Origin of the sequence: Phreatobacter sp. AB_2022a, assembly GCF_026847585.1 — a bacterium.
Classification (GTDB): domain Bacteria; phylum Pseudomonadota; class Alphaproteobacteria; order Rhizobiales; family Phreatobacteraceae; genus Phreatobacter.
In genome coordinates, this window is record NZ_JAPSET010000010.1 from 45,898 (window position 1) to 64,672 (window position 18,775).

Genomic DNA, 18,775 nt, shown 5'->3' on the forward strand with positions numbered 1-18,775 from the left:
GCTGACGCGCAAGCCAGTTGGAACGCCACGACCGCGGCCATCGCGCCGGCGGCGCTTGCCAGGCGGCCGCGCTTCGCCGACAAGCTTTGATGGAGGTGCCGGCCCGCAGGCACCCTGCTTGGGGGAGAAGCGCCGTGTCCCGCGCCTGGCTCGATGCCGCCATTTCGAGGATCGAGGCGGATTTCGCCCGATCCGCCGATACCCATCTCGTCAGCCTGCCGATGGCAGGCGACGTCGACATCTTCTTCAAGGACGAGTCGACCCATCCGAGTGGCAGCCTGAAGCACCGGCTCGCCCGCTCGCTGTTCCTCTACGCGCTGTGCAACGGCTGGATCCGCGAGGGCACCACGGTCATCGAGGCCTCGTCCGGCTCCACCGCCATTTCCGAGGCCTACTTCGCCCGCCTGCTCGGCCTGCCCTTCGTCGCCGTGGTGCCGCGCACGACCTCGGCGGAAAAATGCGCGCAGATCGCCTTCTATGGCGGCCGGCTGCATCTCGTCGACGCCGCCGACGCGGTCTATGCCGCCTCGCATCGGCTGGCCGCGGAAACCGGCGGCCATTTCATGGACCAGTTCACCTTCGCGGAGCGGGCGACCGACTGGCGCGGCAACAACAATATCGCCGAATCCGTCTTCACCCAGATGGCCCACGAGCGGCACGGCATTCCCGCCTGGATCGTCGTCGGCGCCGGCACGGGCGGCACCTCGGCGACCTTCGGCCGCTTCGTGCGCTACCGCCGGCACCCGACCCGCATCGCCGTGGCCGACCCGGAAAATTCCGTGTTCACGGCCTATCATGCGAGCGGCGACCGCGGCCTCGCCGCGCCGGTCGGCAGCCGGATCGAGGGCATCGGTCGCCCGCGCGTCGAGCCGTCCTTCATCCGCGACGTGATCGACGAGATGCTGCCGGTCGAGGATATCGACTCCATCGCCGCCATGCGGGTTCTCTCGGGCCGTCTCGGCCGGCGCGTCGGCCCCTCCACCGGCACCAATTTCATCGGCGTGCTGCGCCTGCGCCGGCGCATGGCGGACGCGGGCGAGGCCGGCTCCATCGTCTCGCTCATCTGCGATTCCGGCGAGCGTTATGCCGAGCTGTTCGACGACGACTGCGTCGCGCGGCGCTTCGGCCCGGGTCTGGCCGAGCGCATCGCCGAGGTGGAGGCCGCGCTTGCCTGAACCGGTGCCGCCGCGTCAGAGGCCGAGATAGGCCTCGCGCACCCTGGGATCGTCCATCAGCGCCCGGCCGGCGCCGGAATGGGTGATCGTACCGGTCTCCAGCACATAGCCGCGATCGGCGATCGACAGGGCGAGATACGCGTTCTGCTCGACCAGCAGCACGGTGATGCCGCGGGCCTTGAGGCCGACGATCACCTCGAAGATCTGCTCGACCAGGATGGGCGCGAGGCCCATGGACGGTTCGTCGAGCAGGATCAGCGCCGGCCGCGCCATCAGCGCCCGGCCGATGGCGAGCATCTGCTGCTGGCCGCCGGACAGGCCTCCAGCGGCCAGCGCGCGCTTGTCGCGGAGCACCGGGAAGCTCTGGTAGACGCCGTCGAGATCGGCTGCGATATCGGCGTCGCGGCGCGACCAGGCGCCGAGCCGCAGATTGTCCTCGACCGACAGCGGCGCGAAGACCTGGCGTCCCTCCGGCACCTGGGCGATGCCGAGCCGGACGCGCTTGTGGGCGTCGACCCGGTCGATGGCCTCGCCCCGGAACCGGATCGAACCCGCGCTTACCGGCTGCACGCCGGAGATCGCCCGCATCAGCGTGGTCTTGCCGGCGCCGTTGCCGCCGACCAGCGTGACGATCTCCCCTTCCGCCACCTCCAGCGAGACGCCGTGCAGGGCCTCGATGCGGCCGTAACCGGACCTGACCGCGTCAACCGAGAGCATGCGCCGCCTCCCTTGCGCCGAGGCCGCCGAGATAGGCCTTGACCACCTCCGGATTGCTCCTGACCGCCTCGGGGCTGCCCTCGGCCAGCGCCTTGCCGTGGTCGAGCACCAGGATCCGGCTGGAGATCTTCATCACGAGCTTCATGTCGTGCTCGACGAGCACGACGCCCATGCCGCGCCGGGCGATCTCCTGGATCACCCGGTCGATGTCCTCGGTCTCGACCGGATTGCAGCCGGCCGCCGGCTCGTCGAGCAGGACCAGCTTCGGCCGCGTCGCGAGCGCGCGGGCGATTTCCAGCCGCTTCAGCGCGCCATAGGGCAGCGCCCCGGCGGACCGGTCGGCCTGGTCGGCAAGGCCGACGAGGTCGAGCAGTTCGAGCGCCCGCGCGCGGCTCTCGCGGTTCTGCCGGGTCACCGACGGCAGGGCGAAGAGATGGGCAAGAACGCTGCGCCGCTCACCCAGATGGCAGCCGACCATGACGTTTTCGACGGCGCTCATGCGGAAGAAGATCTGCAGGTTCTGGAAGGTGCGCGACAGGCCCCGGGCCGCCAGCAGATGCGGCTCGAAGCCGGTGACGTCGGCGCCTTCGATCAGCACCTGGCCGGCGCCGGGCAGGTAGACGCCCGAGATCATGTTGAACAGGGTGGTCTTGCCGGCGCCGTTCGGCCCGATAATGGCAAGGATCTCGCCGGCATGGGCCTTGAACGAGACCCCGTCCACGGCCTTCACGCCGCCGAAGGCTATGCCGAGGCCGTTCGCTTCGAGCAGCGCGCTCATGCCGGCACCGCCGAAGGCGGTGTCGAGGCCGCTCGCTTCGAGCGGCGTGCCCATGCCGGCACCGCCGAAGGCGGTGTCGAGGCCGCTCGCTTCGAGCGGCGTGCCCATGCCGGCACCGCCGAAGGCGGTGTCGAGGCCGCTCGGTGCAATGGATTGGTCATGCGGACCTCCTGAACAGCTTGTCCTTCAGGGTCGGCACGATGCCGGCGCGCAGGAAGATCATGAACAGCATGATGAAGGCGCCGATCATCAGGTGCTTGTAGTCGGACAGGAAGGTCAGCGTCTGCGGCAGCACGACGATGACGGCCGTGCCGATCACCGAACCGACGATCGAGCCCATGCCGCCGATGACCACCATGGTGACCAGCTCGACCGAGCGGAGGAAGCCGGCGGCGTCCGGCGTGATGTGGCCGTCGAACAGGGCGAGGTAGCTGCCGGCGATCGAGGCATAGACCGCCGAGATGACGAAGACGATCAGCTTGTAGCGCCCGACATCGACGCCCACCACCTTGGCCGCCACCTCCGAGTCGTGGATGGCGCGGAGCGCCCGGCCGGTCGGGCTGTCGACGAGGTTGAGCGCGAGCCATGCGGCAAGGATCATGGTGGCTCCGCCGATCCAGTACCAGGTGTCCGAGCCGCGCACCGGCCAGTCGAACAGCACGAGCCGCGGCACGCGCATGCCGTCGGGCCCGCCGGTCCAGGCCGCCTCGTTGGTGAAGACCATGGCGATCAGGATGCCGAAACCAAGCGTGGCGACCGCGAGATAATGGCCGCGCAGCCGCAGGATCGGCCGGCCCGCAAGGAAGGCGATCAGCGCCGAGACGGCGGCGCCGATCGCCATGGCGGCAAGGCCGTGAACGCCGAAATGCTGCGGCAGGATCGCCACCGCATAGGCACCGATGCCGACGAAGCCGGCATGGCCGAGGCTGACCTGGCCGGCATAGCCCATCAGGAGGTTGAGCCCGATGGCGGCGATCGCCAGGATCCAGACGATGGCGCCGACGCGGTAGTAGAAGGACGATGGGAAGACCAGCGGCGGCAGGGCCACGAGCAGCGCCAGGACGACGAGCGTCACCAGCTTGTCGTGGCGCGGCCGGAGCTTTTCGGCGGGGACCGGAGGACTGGCGGCGCTCATGGCTCAAACCCGTTCGACACGGCTGCGCCCGAACAGGCCGTTGGGCAGGACGAACAGCACGGCAAGAATGACGATGAAGGCGACCGCGTCCTTGTATTGCGAGGACAGGTAGCCGGCGCCGAAGGCTTCGAGGACGCCGACCAGGAGGCCGCCGACCACGGCGCCGAGCGGATTGCCCATGCCGCCGAGCATGGCCGCGGCGAAGCCCTTCAGCGCCATCAGCGTGCCGACATCGTAGCTGGTCAGCGTGACCGGCGTGACCAGCACGCCGGCGATCGCGCCGATCGCCGCCGACACGGCGAAGGAAAAGCCGATGACGAAGCCGGTGTCGATGCCCTGCAGCCTGGCGGCCAGCCGGTTGGCGGCGGTCGCCAGCACCGCCTTGCCGAACAGGCTGCGCTCGAAGAAGGCCCAGAGCGCCACCACGATGACGGCCGCCCCCGCCAGCACCACCAGGCTCTGCGGCAGCACCGAGGCGCCACCGACCCGGATCGGCTGGTCGCCGAACCAGTGCGGCAGCTGGTGGAAGCGCTTGTCGAAGACGATGGCCGCGGCGCCGCGCAGGAAGATCGAGGCGCCGATGGTGATGATGATCAGCGTCACCGGCGAGGCGCCGCGCGCCGGCTCGATGGCGAGCTTGTGCAGGCCGATGCCGACGAGGGTCGTGACGGCGATCGCCGCCAGCGCCGCGAGCGGCACCGGCACGCCGGCGAGATGCAGGAACACCGTGGTCATGCCGCCGAGCATGACGAATTCGCCCTGCGCGAAATTGACCACGTCGGAGGCATTGTAGATCAGCGTGAAGCCGAGCGCGACCAGCGCATAGACCGCGCCGACGGTGAGGCCGGAAAAGGCGAACTGCAGAAATTCGGCCATGGAGGGTCCGTATCGACGCTGATCACTTCGGGGTTGAGCTGCGCTGCATCGGGGGCAGCCGTGGTTCGAGGCCCGTGCACGGGCGCGGGCACCTCACCATGAGGGAGCGAGGCGAAACGCATGACGCGCATTCATGATGCCATGCGCATGACGCTTCACGAGCATCCCTGATGCCATCCCCATCCATCCTCATGGTGAGGTGCGAGCCGAAGGCGAGCCTCGAACCACGGCCACCCTCGATGCAGGGCGTTCAGCTGCCGCTGTCGGGCACCAGGACCCAGTCGCCGTTGCGGATCTCGAGCATGCGGAACGCCGTCAGGTCGAGCCCCATATGATCGGTCGGGCTCATGTTGACGACGCCGGCCGTGCCCATGAAGCCGCGGGTCTGCTCCAGTGCGTCACGGATCTTGCGCGGATCGGTGGAATTGGCCTTCTTGATCGCCTCGACCAGCAGCATCAGCCCGTCATAGGCATGGCCGCCGAAGGTGGAGACCGGCTGGCCGGTGCGCTGCTGGTAGGTGGTGCTGTAGCCGACCACCACCGGCTTCTGCGGGTCGCTGTCGGGCAGCTTGTCGGCGACCAGCAGGGCGGCGGCCGGCAGGCGCACGCCGTTGGCGGCCTCGCCGGCGAGCTCGATGAACTGCTTCGAGGCGACGCCGTGGCTCTGATAGAGCGGGAACGGCACGGCGAGCTGGCGGTAGTTGCGCGTCACGATGGCCGGTCCCTGGCCGAAACCGGCATTGACCACCGCCTGCACGCCCTGGCGGTTGCGGATATTGGCGAGCTGCGGCGTCATGTCGGAATCGCGCGGCCCGTAGCGCTCGACATGGGCGATGGTGATGTTGAAGCGCGGCGCGACCGCCACGCATTGGGCGTGCATGGACGCGCCGAAGCCGTCGGTTCCCGAGATCATGGCGATCGTGGTCAGGCTGCGCCGCTGCAGATCCTGGAAGATCTTCTCGCAGGCCATGCGGTCGGTATGCGGCGTCTTGAACACGAAGGAGCGCACGGGATCGATGATCTCGATGGCGCCGCCGAGCGAAATGAAGGGGATGCGGGCTTCCTCGAAGACCGGGATCATCGCCATGGTGGTGCCGGTGGTCGAGCCGCCGATCATCGCCACCACCTTGTCGTCCTCGACGAGGCGGGTGGCGAAGGTGCGCGCCTGGTTGGCATCGCCGCCGTCGTCATAGGTGATCAGCTGGACGCGCTGGCCGTTGATGCCGCCGGCGGCGTTCAGCCGCTCGACATAGAGCTCCAGCGTGCGCTTTTCGGGGTCGCCCAGGAAAGAGGCCGGGCCGGTCGCCGACAGCACCGCGCCGATCTTGATCTGGGCTTCGGCCGCACCGGCTCCGAGTGCCGCGAGCGCGACGCCGGCCAAGCCTGCAAACATGCGTCGGGTCCAACCCGCCATGACATATCCTCCCTCGTGTCGTTCCATCGGATGAGGTTGGCAGGTTCTTTTCGAACGACCTGCGTTGACACCTCGTCGCTTCTGGGCATTTAATTGTCCAACCGCCCGGTCAGTCAAGTGGCAAGTAGCAGCTTTCGCAGGTTTGCAGCGGCCGCGATCACCCCGGGGGCAACGAACAATCGACAGGCCCGGCTTTGACGCGACGGGGCGTGCGGCAGTGGAAACGCTCAGGGGAGTGACGCGATGGACGGCGCCACCGTGCTCGTCGACATCAGGCCGGGATATCGCGTGTTGACGCTGAATCGGCCGGACAAGCTCAATTCCTTCACCGGCGTGATGCACAGGGCGCTGAAGGCCGCCCTCGACGAGGCCGAGGCCGACAAGGCTTGCAAAGCGGTGCTGATCACCGGCGCCGGCCGCGGCTTCTGCGCCGGCCAGGACCTGGCCGACCCCGAAATCGCTCCGGAACCGGGCGATACGCCCGATCTCGGCGAGACGCTGGAGAAGAACTACAACCCGCTGATCCGCAAGCTCCGGTCCATGCCCCTGCCGGTGATCGCCGCTGTCAACGGCGTCGCGGCCGGCGCCGGCGTGAGCCTGGCGCTGGCGAGCGACATCGTGCTGGCGGCGCGCGCGGCGAGCTTCGGCCAGGCCTTCGTCAAGATCGGCCTCGTGCCTGATTCAGGCGCGACCTACCTCCTGCCGCGGCTCGTCGGCCCGGCCCGCGCCCGCGCCTGGGCGATGACCGGCGAGACCCTGAAGGCCGAGCAGGCCGAGGCCTGGGGCCTCGTCTATCGGGTCGTCGACGACGACAGGCTGATCGCCGAGGCCGAGGCGCTGTGCCAGCGCTTCGCGGCGGCTTCGCCCGCGAGCCTTGCCGCCATCAAGCGCGCCTTCGAGATCGCCGAGGACAACAGCCTCGACGCCCAGCTCGATCACGAGCGTGACGAGCAGCGCCGGCTCGGCCGCGGCCGTGACTATGCCGAAGGCGTCGCCGCCTTCATGGAAAAGCGCAAGCCGGTGTTCGGGGGACGCACATGAGCGCCGGGGAGACGATCGACCGGGCGGCCGTCGCCGAAGCCGCCGGCCGGGCCATGTGGGCCGACGATCAGGCCTCGCGCGGGCTCGGCATGGCGCTGATCGAGACCGGGCCGGGCACGGCGACGATGACCATGACGGTGACGCCGGCCATGACCAACGGCCACGGCATGTGCCATGGCGGCTATATCTTCACCCTCGCCGACAGCGCCTTCGCCTTCGCCTGCAACAGCCACAATACGCGTACCGTCGCCCAGCATTGCGCGGTGACCTTCATCGCCTCCGGCCAGCGCGGCGACGTGCTCACCGCCACGGCCCGCGAGATCTCGCGCACCGGCCGTTCCGGCATCTGCGACGTCACCGTCACCAATCAGGCCGGCACCGTCATTGCGGTGTTCCGCGGCCATTCCCGCAGCCTCGGCGGCGCCGTCGCCGCCGACCATCCCGCCCTGTGAGGCCCGTCATGCTGGACAAGTCCCGCTACCAGGCGCTCGTCGACCCGATCGAGCGCGCTTCCCGCGACGAGATCGCGGGCCTGCAGACTGAGCGGCTGAAATGGACGCTCAGGCACGCCTACGACAACGTGCCGGCCTATCGCGCCAAATTCGATGCCGCCGGCGTGCATCCCGACGACTTCCGCCGTCCCGAGGATCTCGCCAGGTTCCCGTTCACGACCAAGGCGGACCTGCGCGACAACTATCCCTTCGGCATGTTCGCCGTGCCCGAAGACAAGGTGGCACGCATCCACGCCTCCTCCGGCACGACCGGCAAGCCGACCGTGGTCGGCTATACGCTCAACGACATCGAGACCTGGTCGGGCCTCGTCGCGCGCTCGATCCGCGCCTCCGGCGGCCGGCCGGGCATGAAGATCCACGTCGCCTACGGCTACGGCCTGTTCACCGGCGGCCTTGGCGCGCATTACGGCGCGGAAAAGCTCGGCTGCACGGTGATCCCCATTTCCGGCGGCATGACCGAGCGCCAGGTGCAGCTCATCCGCGACTTCAAGCCCGACATCATCATGGTGACGCCGAGCTACATGCTGGCGATCCTCGACGAATTCCGCCGCATTGGCGCCGATCCACGCGACTGCTCGCTCGACATCGGCATTTTCGGCGCCGAGCCCTGGACCAATGCGATGCGCGCCGAGATCGAGGACGCCTTCGCCATGGACGCCGTCGACATCTACGGCCTGTCCGAGGTGATGGGGCCGGGCGTCGCCAACGAATGCGTCGAGACCAAGGACGGCCTGCACATCTGGGAGGATCATTTCTATCCGGAGGTGATCGATCCCGCGACCGGCGCGGTCCTGCCCGACGGCGAGAAGGGCGAGCTCGTCTTTACCTCCCTGACCAAGGAGGCTATGCCGATCATCCGCTATCGCACGCGCGACCTGACCCGCCTCCTGCCCGGCACGGCGCGCTCGATGCGGCGGATGGAAAAGATCACCGGCCGTTCCGACGACATGATGATCATCCGCGGCGTCAACGTGTTCCCGAGCCAGATCGAGGAGAAGATCCTGACCATTCCGGAACTGTCGGCCCACTATGTCGTGGTGCTGACCCGTGCCGACCGGCTGGACGAGATGACCGTCCAGGTCGAAGCGCGGGCCGACACGGTCGGCTCCGCGGAACGCGAACAGGCCGGCCGCCGCCTCTGCCAGGCCATCAAGGACACGATCGGTGTGTCCTCCACTGTCGCCGTCGTCGCCCCCGGCACGCTCGAGCGCTCGCTCGGCAAGGCCCAGCGCGTCCTCGACCAGCGGCCGAAAGCTTAAAAGAACAGCGCCATGGCCCGTCCCCGAGCCGCCGATTACGACGAGAAGCGCGCGCATATCCTGCACGCCTCCGCCGAGCTGTTTTCGGCCCACGGCTACGACCGCACATCGATCAACGACATTGCGGGCGCCTGCGGGGTCTCCAAGGCGCTCATCTATCACTACTATCCGAACAAGGAGCAGCTGCTGGTCGACATTATCGGCCGGCACCTGGCCCATCTCGTCGAGACGGTCGAACAGGCCGCCGAGGGCACGCAGCCGGGCGACCAGCGCCTGCGTGCCATCGTCGGGGCCCTGCTCGAGGCCTATCGCGACGCCGACACGCTGCACAAGATCCAGGTCAGCGAGCTGTCGCGCCTGCCGCAGGCGCACCAGGACGAATTGAAGGCCGTGGAGCGGGCCCTCGTCGGCAAGTTCTCCCAGGCGCTCGCCGAAGCGGTGCCGGAGCTCAGCCACAACAGCCGCCTCCTGAAGCCGGTGACGATGTCGCTCTTCGGCATGCTCAACTGGCACTATATGTGGTTCCGGCCCGACGGCCCGATGAGCCGCGAGGCCTATGCCGAGCTCGCGACCGGGCTCATCCTGGCGGGCGCCCGCGACGTTGCCGCGCGCAGCCGGCTGGCCGCGGCCGAATAGGGCTACTCCGCGCCATCAAGCCGCGTCCGGCCGTGCAAGCCGCGCCCTTCCCCTGTCCGCGGCCGATCGGTGGACAACCCCAGCCTGTGTCATCGACCGGCCAACACCCCGGCCTAGACCATCGGGCCGAATGTATCCCGGATCGGACAAGCCCTATGCTCCCGCATGGGAAGCTGGTCCGGGTTTGCGGGCCGGCTTGGGGGGACTGGCGCCCGCATCACGGGTGGCCTGGTTTTGATTTCGGGGATTGGGTGCATGCTCAGGGTCGTCATCGTTTTCGGATTGCTCGCCATTGCCGCCGGCATAGCGACCTGGCGTCCGGACCTGGCCGAACAGGCCTATGTCAAGGCGCAGGGCCTGATGAAGCGCGACACGCCGGCCGCCGAGGCCGCGACCCGGCGCAACGCCCCGCCGGCGGTGACGGTGACGCTCGCCCGCGCCGAGCGGCGGCCCATGCCGATCACCGTCGACGCCATCGGCACGGTACAGCCGATCGCCTCGATCCAGATCAAGCCGCGGCTCGACAGCCAGGTCGTCGCCGTCCACGTCGCCGAAGGCGCTCTCGTCAAGGAGGGCGACCTCCTGTTCAGCCTCGACGACCGCACCCTGAAGGCACAGATCGCCCAGGTCGAGGCCCAGATCGCGCGCGACAAGGCGCAGGTCGAGCAGGCGACCCGCGACCGCGACCGCGCGGCCGACCTCGCCAACCGCCGCGTCGGCTCGGAGGTCGCGCGCGACAATGCCATCACCGCGCTGAAGACAGCGCAGGCCCAGCTCGCCGCGGACGAAGCGAATCGCGACGCGCTCGTGACCCAGCTCAGCTACACCCGGATCACCGCGCCGGTCGCCGGCCGCATCGGCTCGATCGCCGCCAAGCCGGGCGCCTTCGTCCGCTCCGCCGATACCGCGCCGCTCGCCACCGTCAATCAGGTCGATCCGATCTACATTGCCTTCGCCGTGCCGCAGAACACCTTCTACGACATGCGCGCCGTGCTCAGCGGCGGCCCCGACGCGGTGAACCGCGTGACCGTCGAGGCGACCGCCGGCGGCAAGACCGCGCGCGGCGCCATCGCCTTCATCGAGAACACGATCGACCAGACCACCGGCACCGTGATCGCCAAGGCGCGCATGGAAAACGGTTCGGAGCAGCTCTGGCCGGGCGCCTTCGTGCCCGTGAAGGTCACGCTCGGCATGGAAGCCGATGCCGTGGTGATCCCGACCTCCGCCGTGCAGATCGGCCAGAACGGCCCCTACGTCTTCGCCGTCGTCGACGGCCGCGCGACGCTCGCCAACATCACCGTCGTCCGCTCGATGGGCGACATCGCGGTCGTTTCCAGCGGCCTGTCCGGCGGTGAGGAAGTGGTGACGTCGGGCCAGCTGCGCCTCGTCGCCGGCACGCCGGTCGTCGCCCGGCCGAGCGCCGCGGCGACCGAGACCGTCGTCCCTGGCCGGCAGAGCTGAGGGAGGCGCCGATGCTGTCCGAACTCTGCATCCGCCGCCCGGTCATGACCATCCTGCTGATGGTCTCCTTCGTCGCGGCCGGCCTCTTCGGCTACAAGCAGCTTCCCGTCGCGGCGCTGCCGCGCGTCGACTTCCCGACCATCCAGGTGACCGCGCAGCTGCCGGGCGCAAGTCCCGAGACCATGGCCTCGTCGGTGGCGCTGACGCTCGAGAAGCAGTTCTCGACCATTGCCGGCATCTCGTCGATGACCTCGACCTCCTCGCTCGGCAACACTTCGATCGTTCTGCAGTTCGACCTCAACCGCAATATCGACGGCGCCGCGCTCGACGTGCAGTCGCAGATCTCGGCGGTCATGCGCCGCCTGCCGGTCGACATGCCGACGCCGCCGAGCTTCAGGAAGGTCAACCCGGCCGACCAGCCGATCATCTTCCTGTCGATCGCCTCCGACGTCGCCAAGCTGTCCGACCTCGACCGCTTCTCCAATTCGGCGATCCTGCCGCGCATCTCGACCCTGCCGGGCGTCGCCCAGGTGATGGTCTGGGGCGGCCAGAAATATGCCGTGCGCATCCGCGCCGACCTCGACCAGCTGGCGGCGCGGGGGCTGAGCGTCGCCGATCTGCAGAACGCCATCGTCAACGCCAATTCCAACCGGCCGGTCGGCTCGATCAACGAAGGCAGCCGCTCCGCCATTCTCGACGCGACCGGCCCGGTCACCCGCGCCGACGACTACCGTCCGATCATCGTCGCCTGGCAGAGCGGCGCGCCGGTGCGCATTTCCGATGTCGCAACCCCGGTCGACAGCGTCGAGAACGATCGCGTCGCGGCCTGGCTCGACGGCAAGCGCTCGCTGATCATCGCGGTCCAGCGCCAGCCGGACGCCAATACGGTCGACGTGGTCGACCGGATCCGCGCACTGCTGCCGCAGATCCAGAGCGAGGCGCCCGCCACCTATCAGATCAAGGTGCTGAACGACCGCTCCGAAACCATCCGCGCCTCGATCGAGGACGTCGAGATCACCCTGATGATCGCCGGCTTCCTGGTGGTCATGGTGATCTGGCTGTTCCTGAAGAGCGCCCGCGCCACGGTCATCCCGGCCATCGCCCTGCCGATCTCGCTGATCGGCACCTTCGCCGGCATGTACATGCTCGGCCATTCCATCGACAACATCTCGCTGCTGGCGCTGACGCTGGCGGTCGGCTTCGTCGTCGACGATGCCATCGTCATGCTCGAAAACATCATGCGCCACATCGAGGAGGGCATGGAGCCGTTCCAGGCGGCGCTGGTCGGCTCGCGCGAGGTGGGCTTCACCATCGTCTCGATGACCATTTCGCTGGTCGCGGTGTTCATTCCCGTCCTGTTCATGGGCGGCGTCGTCGGCCGCATGTTCGCCGAGTTCGGCCTTGTCATCTCCATGGCGATCCTGATCTCGGGCGTCGTGTCGCTGACGCTGACCCCCATGCTCTGCTCGCGCATGCTCAAGCCGATCGACCACGATGCGCGCCCGGCCCTGCCGCTGCGCCTGTTCGAGCGCTTCTTCACCGGCCTCACGCGGAGCTATGCCTGGGCGGTCGGCAAGGTCGTCAACATGCCGATCATCATGGTCGGCGTGACGATCGCGACCTTCGTCGTCACCTTCATGCTGTTCCGCGACATTCCCAAGGGCTTCTTCCCGGTCGAGGACAATGGCCTGATCGTCGGGCGCACGCTCGGCCCCGACGATTCCTCCTTCGCCGCCATGGCGACACGCCAGCAGGAGCTCGCAGCCCTCCTGGCGCAGGACCCCGACGTCGTCTCGATCAATTCCTCGGTCGGCACCGGCGGCGCCAATACCACGCAGAACTCGGGCAGCCTGTTCATCACCCTGCGGGCCAAGCCGGAGCGCAAGGCGAGCGCCAATGACGTGATCCAGCGGCTGCGCCGGGTGTCCACGCAGGTGGCCGGCATCCAGGTCTTCTACCAGGCGATCCAGTCGATCACGGTCGGCGCCGTGCAGTCGCGCAGCCAGTACCAGTTCACGCTGCAGTCGCCGGATCTGGAGAGCCTGCGCCACTACGCCACGGTGCTCGAAGGCAAGATCCGCGGCCTGCCCGGCATTCTCGACGTCAATTCGGACCTGCAGATGAAGGCCCGCTCGGCGGTGATCGACGTCAACCGCGACGCGGCCGCGCGCCTCGGCCTGACCGCCGACCAGATCCGCTCGGCGCTCTACTCCTCGTTCGGCGTCCGCCAGGTCTCGACCATCTACGCGCCCGAGGACGCCTATCAGGTGATCCTGGAGGCCGACCCGAAATACAACGACACCGCCTCGATGCTGCGCCGGCTGACCGTGCGCACGCCGACAGGCACGGTGGTGCCGCTCGACGCGGTCGCGACGGTGCGCGAGCAGCCGACCGCGCTCACCGTCAGCCACCTCGCCCAGCTGCCGGCCGTCACCATCTCGTTCAACCTGCCGCCGGGCGTCGCCCTGTCGCAGGCGGTCGAGCGGATCGAGGCCGCGACCCGCGAGATCGACCTGCCGGCGACCATCTCCACCAGCTTCCAGGGCACCGCGCAGGTGTTCCAGCAGGCCGTCGCCAACCAGGGCCTGCTCCTGTTCGCCGCGGTGCTGGTCATCTACATCGTGCTCGGCATTCTCTACGAGAGCTTCATCCACCCGCTGACCATCCTGTCGGGCCTGCCTTCGGCCGGCATCGGCGCGCTCCTGACGCTGCAGATCTTCGGCTTCGACCTCTCGGTCATCGCCATGATCGGCGTCGTCATGCTGATCGGCATCGTCAAGAAGAACGCCATCATGATGGTCGACTTCGCCATCGAGCGGCGCCATCGCGGCGTTCCGGCGAAGGAGGCCATCGTCGAAGCCGCCGTGCTGCGCTTCCGGCCGATCATGATGACGACCCTCTGCGCCCTGCTCGGCGCCCTGCCGATCGCCATCGGCGCCGGCGCCGGCGCCGAGCTGCGCCAGCCGCTCGGCCTCGCCGTCGTCGGTGGCCTGATGATGTCGCAGCTGCTCACGCTGTTCATCACTCCGGTCATCTACATCCTGTTCGACGGGCTGAGCGATTGGTTCGGCCGGCGCGGCCGGGCCGGCGCCACGGCATCGGCCGGCCATGGACCTGCGGTGGAACAGCCGGTTTCGGCAGGCGGCGGCGGGGCCGGCGCCTGATGCGGCCGGGCGGCGCGCCGCCGCTCGGAAACGTATGGAAATAAAGGCTTGCCCGATCTCGCGGCGTCGTGCGTTGACACGGCGCCGCTGGCGGCCTTACCCCTGTCGGCCATGTCCGAGCGCCTTTCCCGCCGCATAGCGGTCATTGCCGACGACCACGGGCTCTACCGGATGGGCCTCGCCTTCACATTGAAGGACCGGCTCGGTTTCGACGATGTCGAGGAGGCCGCCTCGCTCGACGAGGCTCTGGAAAAGCTCGGCGAGACCGACGATGTCGCCCTTGCCCTGTTCGACCTGTCCATGCCCGGCATGGAGAGCGCCGCGAGCCTTGCCGCGGTGCGGGAATGTTATCCCGGACTGCCGATCGCCGTCGTCAGCGGCTCGGAAGACCGCAAGGACGTGCTCGACGCCCTGGCCGCCGGGGTCAACGGCTTCGTGCCGAAGCGGCTGGCCGAGGACGACCTCGTCGCGGCGCTGCAGGCGGTGATCGGCGGCACCATCTTCGTGCCCGCCTCGCTCGCCAGCGCCATGCCGCGTCCGGCGCAGCCCGCGCCGGCGGCCGAGCCCGCGGCCGACCTCAACCGCCTCACCCCGCGCCAGCGCGACGTGCTGGAGCTGCTGCTGCAGGGCCAGTCGAACAAGGAGATCGCCCGCGCGCTCGACCTCGGCCACGGCACCGTCAAGATCCACATGGCCGCGCTGTTCCGCCATCTCGGCGTGCGCAACCGCGCCGCCGCCGTGGCCGCGGCATCGTCCCTCCTGCATCAGGAGTGATGCGGCTCGATCGAGGCCTTGCGGCCTGGCTGGCCCTGGTTCGAGGGTCGTCGTCGGATCGCACTGCGCCGTCAGGCATGTGGGGCATGGCAGAGAGCGAGCTCGTGAAGCCAATCGCGCGAAGAGCCCGCTTGCACCGGTACTGATGCAGCACCCTTCCAGGCCTCATGGTGAGCAACCATTAGGATTGGGTTGCGGCTTTCCGCCATGGAGTGTCGCGCTGAAGAACGGAGTTGGCGAAGATGAGGAGCTTTCGGGCACAGGCCACGAGAGCCTTCTTATGGCTTTTGCCGGCCTGTTTGAGGCGAGCATAGAAGGCGATGAGGGCAGGGTTCCACTGGAAGGCCGCCGGTAGGGCTGCGGCATAGAGGGCGGTGCGGACGCGAGCCCGCCCGCCGTCGATATGGGCTTCGCCAGCCCACTTGCCGCTCTGGCGGACGAATGGCGCGAGGCCCGCCAGGGCCGCGGCCTCCTCCCGCGAGATCTGCCCCAGCTCCGGCATGCCGACGACCAGGGCCACCGCAGTGCGCAGGCCGATCCCGTCAATGGTGAGCAGCAATTCGAGCCGGCGGTCGAGATCGGGCTGCTGGCGCAGCGCCTTGACCAGCAGCGCCAGCTCGTATGCCGCCTCCTTCTGGTCAGCCTTGAGCCGGCTCTCCCATTGCCGGCGCAGCCGCGGCTCGCTCTGGTGTTCGAGAAAGGTCTTGGTCTGTTTGATCCGCCCCTCGAGCTGCTCGATATGGGTCAGATGCAGGGCGAAAGCGGCAAACCGGGGATCGGGAGCCGGCCGATCATCGGTGAACAGGGCGGTGAAATGGGCAATCAGCGCCGCATCCAACCGATCGGTTTTGGCCCGCCGCAGACGCATCCTGGCAAAGGCGCTGATCTGCAGCGGTTGGTGGCGGATCACGGTAAAGCCTGCCGCGCGCAAGGCCGCGATGACGCCGACCTCATAGCCGCCGGTGGCTTCGATCCCGACCCGGCCGACCCGCTGGGCCGTCAGGAGCTCACTCAGCTCGCGCCAGCCGGCCGGGGTATTGTCGACCTGCCAGTGCTCCGTGCGGCCGTGCACGGCCATATCCAGCGTGGCCTTCGCTGTGTCGATCCCGGCTACTTTCGTGTTAGTCTTTGCCATCTTCGTCGCCCCATCCTTGTGATGCGAACCTGGTGTTCTTTCAACCATCCGGGTCCGATGAAGAGGGCGACCGTGATCTTGCTCACCAACAGCCCGAAACGGCTCAGGTGCCAACGATCAAACGGCCGCCGCCGGATCCGAGGCGGCCACCTCGGATCCGGCATCCCCCTCAACGAGGGACGGCCTCAGTCTGGCAGATTTTTCCAATACAAGGTGCCGGCGCCCTGGCGCGGGCCTCGAACCACGACTGCCCGATATGCAGGCCCTCGGCTGGGCCGGCCCCGCAGAAAGTCACGCCGCGACGAGGCGGGCGACGGTCGCTCTCAGCGCCGGCACGGCGACCGGCTTGGTCAGCCAGGCGACGCCGCTCGCCTGCAGCCGGGCCAGCGTCGTCGGGTCGGTCGCGCCGGTCACGATCAGCGCCGGCAGCTTGCTCGCCCTGCCCTGCTGCCAGCGGCTGACCAGGTCGAGCCCGTCGACCCCGTGGTCGAGCTGCAGGTCGATGACCGCAAGATCGACCGGCGCAGCCGCCGCCAGCGCCCGCGTCGCCTCCGCCGCGCTGCTCGCGGCGGTGACGGTGGCCCCGTCGTCGCGCAGCGTGCGTGCCAGCGCGTCGACGATCATCGGCTCGTCGTCGAGCACCAGGATGTGGCGGCCGGCCAGCGACACGCCGGCCTCCGCCGCCGCCGGCTCGGCCGCCCGCGGCTCGCTCGCCGCGATCGGCAGCTCGACGCGGAACACGGTGCCGCCGCCTGGATGGCTCGCCACGCTGATGTGATGGCCGAGCAGGTTGCACAGGCGCCGGACGATGGACAGGCCGAGCCCGATCCCGTCGTTCTGGCCGTGGGCGGCCTCCTTCGCCCGCTCGAACTCGTCGAAGATCCGGTCCCGGTCCTCCTCGGGAACGCCGGAGCCGGTATCGTGGATCTCCAGCACCGCCACCTGGCCGCGCCGGCGCACGCCGACCAGGACACCGCCGGCGGCCGTGAACTTCAGGGCATTGCCGACCAGGTTGCGCAGCACCGTCTCGATCAGGATCGGGTCGCTGGTCACGGCGAGATGCGAGGGCACCAGCCGGAATTCCAGGCCATGTGCGGCGGCCTGGGCACGGAAGCCGGCGGCGACGCGCTCCAGGACGTCGCCGATCACGAAGACGCGCGGCTCGGCGACGACGATGCCGGCATCCAGCCTCGACACGTCGAGCAGGGCGTTGAACATGTCCTGCAGCGAGCTGAGCGTCGTCTCCATGTTGGCGACGAGGCGGCGCGGCTCGTCGCCGTTGACCCTGCGGGCGAGCGCGCTGGCGAACAGCGAGAGGGCATGCAGCGGCTGGCGCAGATCGTGGCTCGCCGCCGCCAGGAAGCGCGATTTCGCGGCGGTGGCGGCGACGGCGTCGTCGCGCGCAAGGCTCAGCGCGCGGTTCGCCGCCTCCAGTTCGGCGGTGCGCTCGGCAACCCGCACCTCCAGCGTATTGGCGAGATGGCGCAGCGCCTCCTCGTTGTCGGACAGGCGGTCGATCATGGCCTGCAGCGAAGCGGCAAGCGAAACCACCTCCTTCGAGGAGGATTGCGGCACCTCGATCACCACGCCGTCGAGTGCGTCGGCAAGGCCGACCCGGTCGGCGCGCGCGGCGATGGCCTGAAGCGGGCTGGCGATGCGGCCGGCCACCCACCAGCCCGCCATCATGACGAGCAGGCCGACGAAGCCGCCCGCCGCGATGATCTGCCGGCGCAGGGTGTCGACCGGCGCGAAGGCGATCTCGGCATTGGAGGTGACGACGATCTGCCAGCCGAGGCCGTCGACGCCGCGCCCGCCGGCGGCGCGGCTGGTGCCGATCAGCAGCGCCTTGCCGTCGGGCATGCTTTCGATCTCGAAACCGTCGGCCCGCTGGGCGATCGCCTGGGTGAGGCTCGGATCGAGCCGGTTGTGATCGCCGACGATCACCCGGCCGTCGCGGTCGAGCACCATCACCTCGATGTCGGACTGGCGCTCGCGCCAGCGGCCGATGAGCGAGCGCCGGAGATGGCCGAGCCAGTCCCAGTTGATCAGCATGCCGAGACGGCCGACCACCTGGCCGTCGGCATCGCGGACATTGGAGCCGAGCTCGATCACCCGCTCGCCCGTCGGCGTCAGCGATTGCGGCCGCTGGGTGCGTTCATCGGCATGGCGTGCCCGCTCGCGGGCCGAACGGAACCAGAGCCGGCCGCTGACATTGGCCCCCTCGTCGATGCCGCCGGCGGCGACCGTCACCCGGCCGCTCGTATCGGCGAACCCGACCCAGACCACCTCGTCGAAATTGGCCTTGAACCGGTCGAGCAGCGCGCGCCGGATCGCGTAGGAGCCGGCCGGGTCGGTGAAGACGGGAATGGTGGCGATGGTGCGGGCATTGCGCCAGCGCTCGTAGACGTCGCTTTCCAGCGCCTCGCGCATATAGGAGGCAAGATCCGCCAGCGAGCGTCCGATCGAGCGCTGCGCCTCGCGCGTCGCGGTCCAGACCACGACGGCGGTGACGCTGAGGATCAGCGCGGCGGTCAGCACGCCGAGCGTGCCGGTCAGGATGCCGCGCAGTCCCGGGCGCGCGAATGGCGTGGCTGAAATGCCCATGGATCGAGTGTCGCGCTTTGCGGCAGGGCCGTCAAAGCCCTGCAGGCGCGCCGCCGTTGCACCACGGGCAGCCGTCCCGTGCGGCGGACGCAGA

At 69.0% G+C, this 18,775-nt stretch carries 15 protein-coding genes; 8 read left to right on the forward strand and 7 right to left on the reverse strand.

Annotation, left to right across the window (positions count from 1 at the left end; genetic code table 11):
• Positions 1–89: 89 nt before the first annotated feature.
• A complete protein-coding gene (locus OZ671_RS09475) occupies positions 90–1,175 on the forward strand; it encodes a PLP-dependent cysteine synthase family protein (protein WP_268860526.1) in 1,086 nt (361 codons plus the stop codon).
• Between the two features lie 15 nt (positions 1,176–1,190).
• Here the strand turns inward: OZ671_RS09475 and OZ671_RS09480 are convergent, their stop codons facing one another.
• The 5 genes from OZ671_RS09480 to OZ671_RS09500 form a co-directional block, all read right to left on the reverse strand.
• Positions 1,191–1,892, reverse strand: a complete 702-nt coding sequence (locus tag OZ671_RS09480) for an ABC transporter ATP-binding protein (protein WP_268860527.1) — start codon at positions 1,890–1,892, stop codon at positions 1,191–1,193.
• Positions 1,879–2,670, reverse strand: a complete 792-nt coding sequence (locus OZ671_RS09485) for an ABC transporter ATP-binding protein (RefSeq protein WP_268860603.1) — start codon at positions 2,668–2,670, stop codon at positions 1,879–1,881. The genes OZ671_RS09480 and OZ671_RS09485 overlap by 14 nt, the downstream gene beginning before the upstream one ends.
• Before the next feature lie 157 nt (positions 2,671–2,827).
• Complete coding sequence (locus OZ671_RS09490; RefSeq protein WP_268860528.1) at positions 2,828–3,805, reverse strand: branched-chain amino acid ABC transporter permease; 978 nt, start codon at positions 3,803–3,805, stop codon at positions 2,828–2,830.
• A 3-nt stretch (positions 3,806–3,808) separates the two neighbouring features.
• Positions 3,809–4,681, reverse strand: coding sequence for a branched-chain amino acid ABC transporter permease (locus tag OZ671_RS09495; RefSeq protein ID WP_268860529.1), 873 nt, complete (start codon positions 4,679–4,681; stop codon positions 3,809–3,811).
• A 250-nt stretch (positions 4,682–4,931) separates the two neighbouring features.
• Positions 4,932–6,074 (reverse strand): ABC transporter substrate-binding protein, encoded by a 1,143-nt coding sequence (locus OZ671_RS09500; protein WP_268860530.1) that lies wholly within the window; start codon positions 6,072–6,074, stop codon positions 4,932–4,934.
• Positions 6,075–6,338: 264 nt separating this feature from the next.
• On the opposite strand from OZ671_RS09500, the gene paaG reads away from it, so the two are divergent.
• The 7 genes from paaG (at position 6,339) to OZ671_RS09535 (ending at position 14,942) form a co-directional block, all read left to right on the forward strand.
• Positions 6,339–7,136 (forward strand): 2-(1,2-epoxy-1,2-dihydrophenyl)acetyl-CoA isomerase PaaG, encoded by a 798-nt coding sequence (gene paaG / locus OZ671_RS09505; protein WP_268860531.1) that lies wholly within the window; start codon positions 6,339–6,341, stop codon positions 7,134–7,136.
• Entirely contained in the window at positions 7,133–7,588 is a 456-nt protein-coding gene (gene paaI, locus OZ671_RS09510) for a hydroxyphenylacetyl-CoA thioesterase PaaI (protein WP_268860532.1), read from the forward strand. Before paaG ends, paaI begins: the two co-directional genes overlap by 4 nt.
• Positions 7,589–7,596: 8 nt before the next feature.
• Positions 7,597–8,907, forward strand: a complete 1,311-nt coding sequence (gene paaK, locus OZ671_RS09515; protein WP_268860533.1) for a phenylacetate--CoA ligase PaaK — start codon at positions 7,597–7,599, stop codon at positions 8,905–8,907.
• Positions 8,908–8,919: 12 nt separating this feature from the next.
• Positions 8,920–9,543, forward strand: a complete 624-nt coding sequence (locus OZ671_RS09520) for a TetR/AcrR family transcriptional regulator (protein ID WP_268860534.1) — start codon at positions 8,920–8,922, stop codon at positions 9,541–9,543.
• A 255-nt stretch (positions 9,544–9,798) separates the two neighbouring features.
• Positions 9,799–11,004, forward strand: a complete 1,206-nt coding sequence (locus tag OZ671_RS09525) for an efflux RND transporter periplasmic adaptor subunit (protein WP_268860535.1) — start codon at positions 9,799–9,801, stop codon at positions 11,002–11,004.
• Positions 11,005–11,015: 11 nt separating this feature from the next.
• A complete protein-coding gene (locus OZ671_RS09530) occupies positions 11,016–14,168 on the forward strand; it encodes an efflux RND transporter permease subunit (RefSeq protein ID WP_268860536.1) in 3,153 nt (1,050 codons plus the stop codon).
• Positions 14,169–14,279: 111 nt separating this feature from the next.
• On the forward strand, positions 14,280–14,942 hold the full coding sequence (locus tag OZ671_RS09535; protein ID WP_268860537.1) for a response regulator: 663 nt from the start codon (positions 14,280–14,282) through the stop codon (positions 14,940–14,942).
• A 181-nt stretch (positions 14,943–15,123) separates the two neighbouring features.
• Here the strand turns inward: OZ671_RS09535 and OZ671_RS09540 are convergent, their stop codons facing one another.
• Positions 15,124–16,077, reverse strand: a complete 954-nt coding sequence (locus OZ671_RS09540; protein ID WP_268860538.1) for an IS110 family transposase — start codon at positions 16,075–16,077, stop codon at positions 15,124–15,126.
• A 291-nt stretch (positions 16,078–16,368) separates the two neighbouring features.
• Positions 16,369–18,681, reverse strand: a complete 2,313-nt coding sequence (locus OZ671_RS09545) for a hybrid sensor histidine kinase/response regulator (RefSeq protein ID WP_268860539.1) — start codon at positions 18,679–18,681, stop codon at positions 16,369–16,371.
• Between the last annotated feature and the right edge of the window lie 94 nt (positions 18,682–18,775).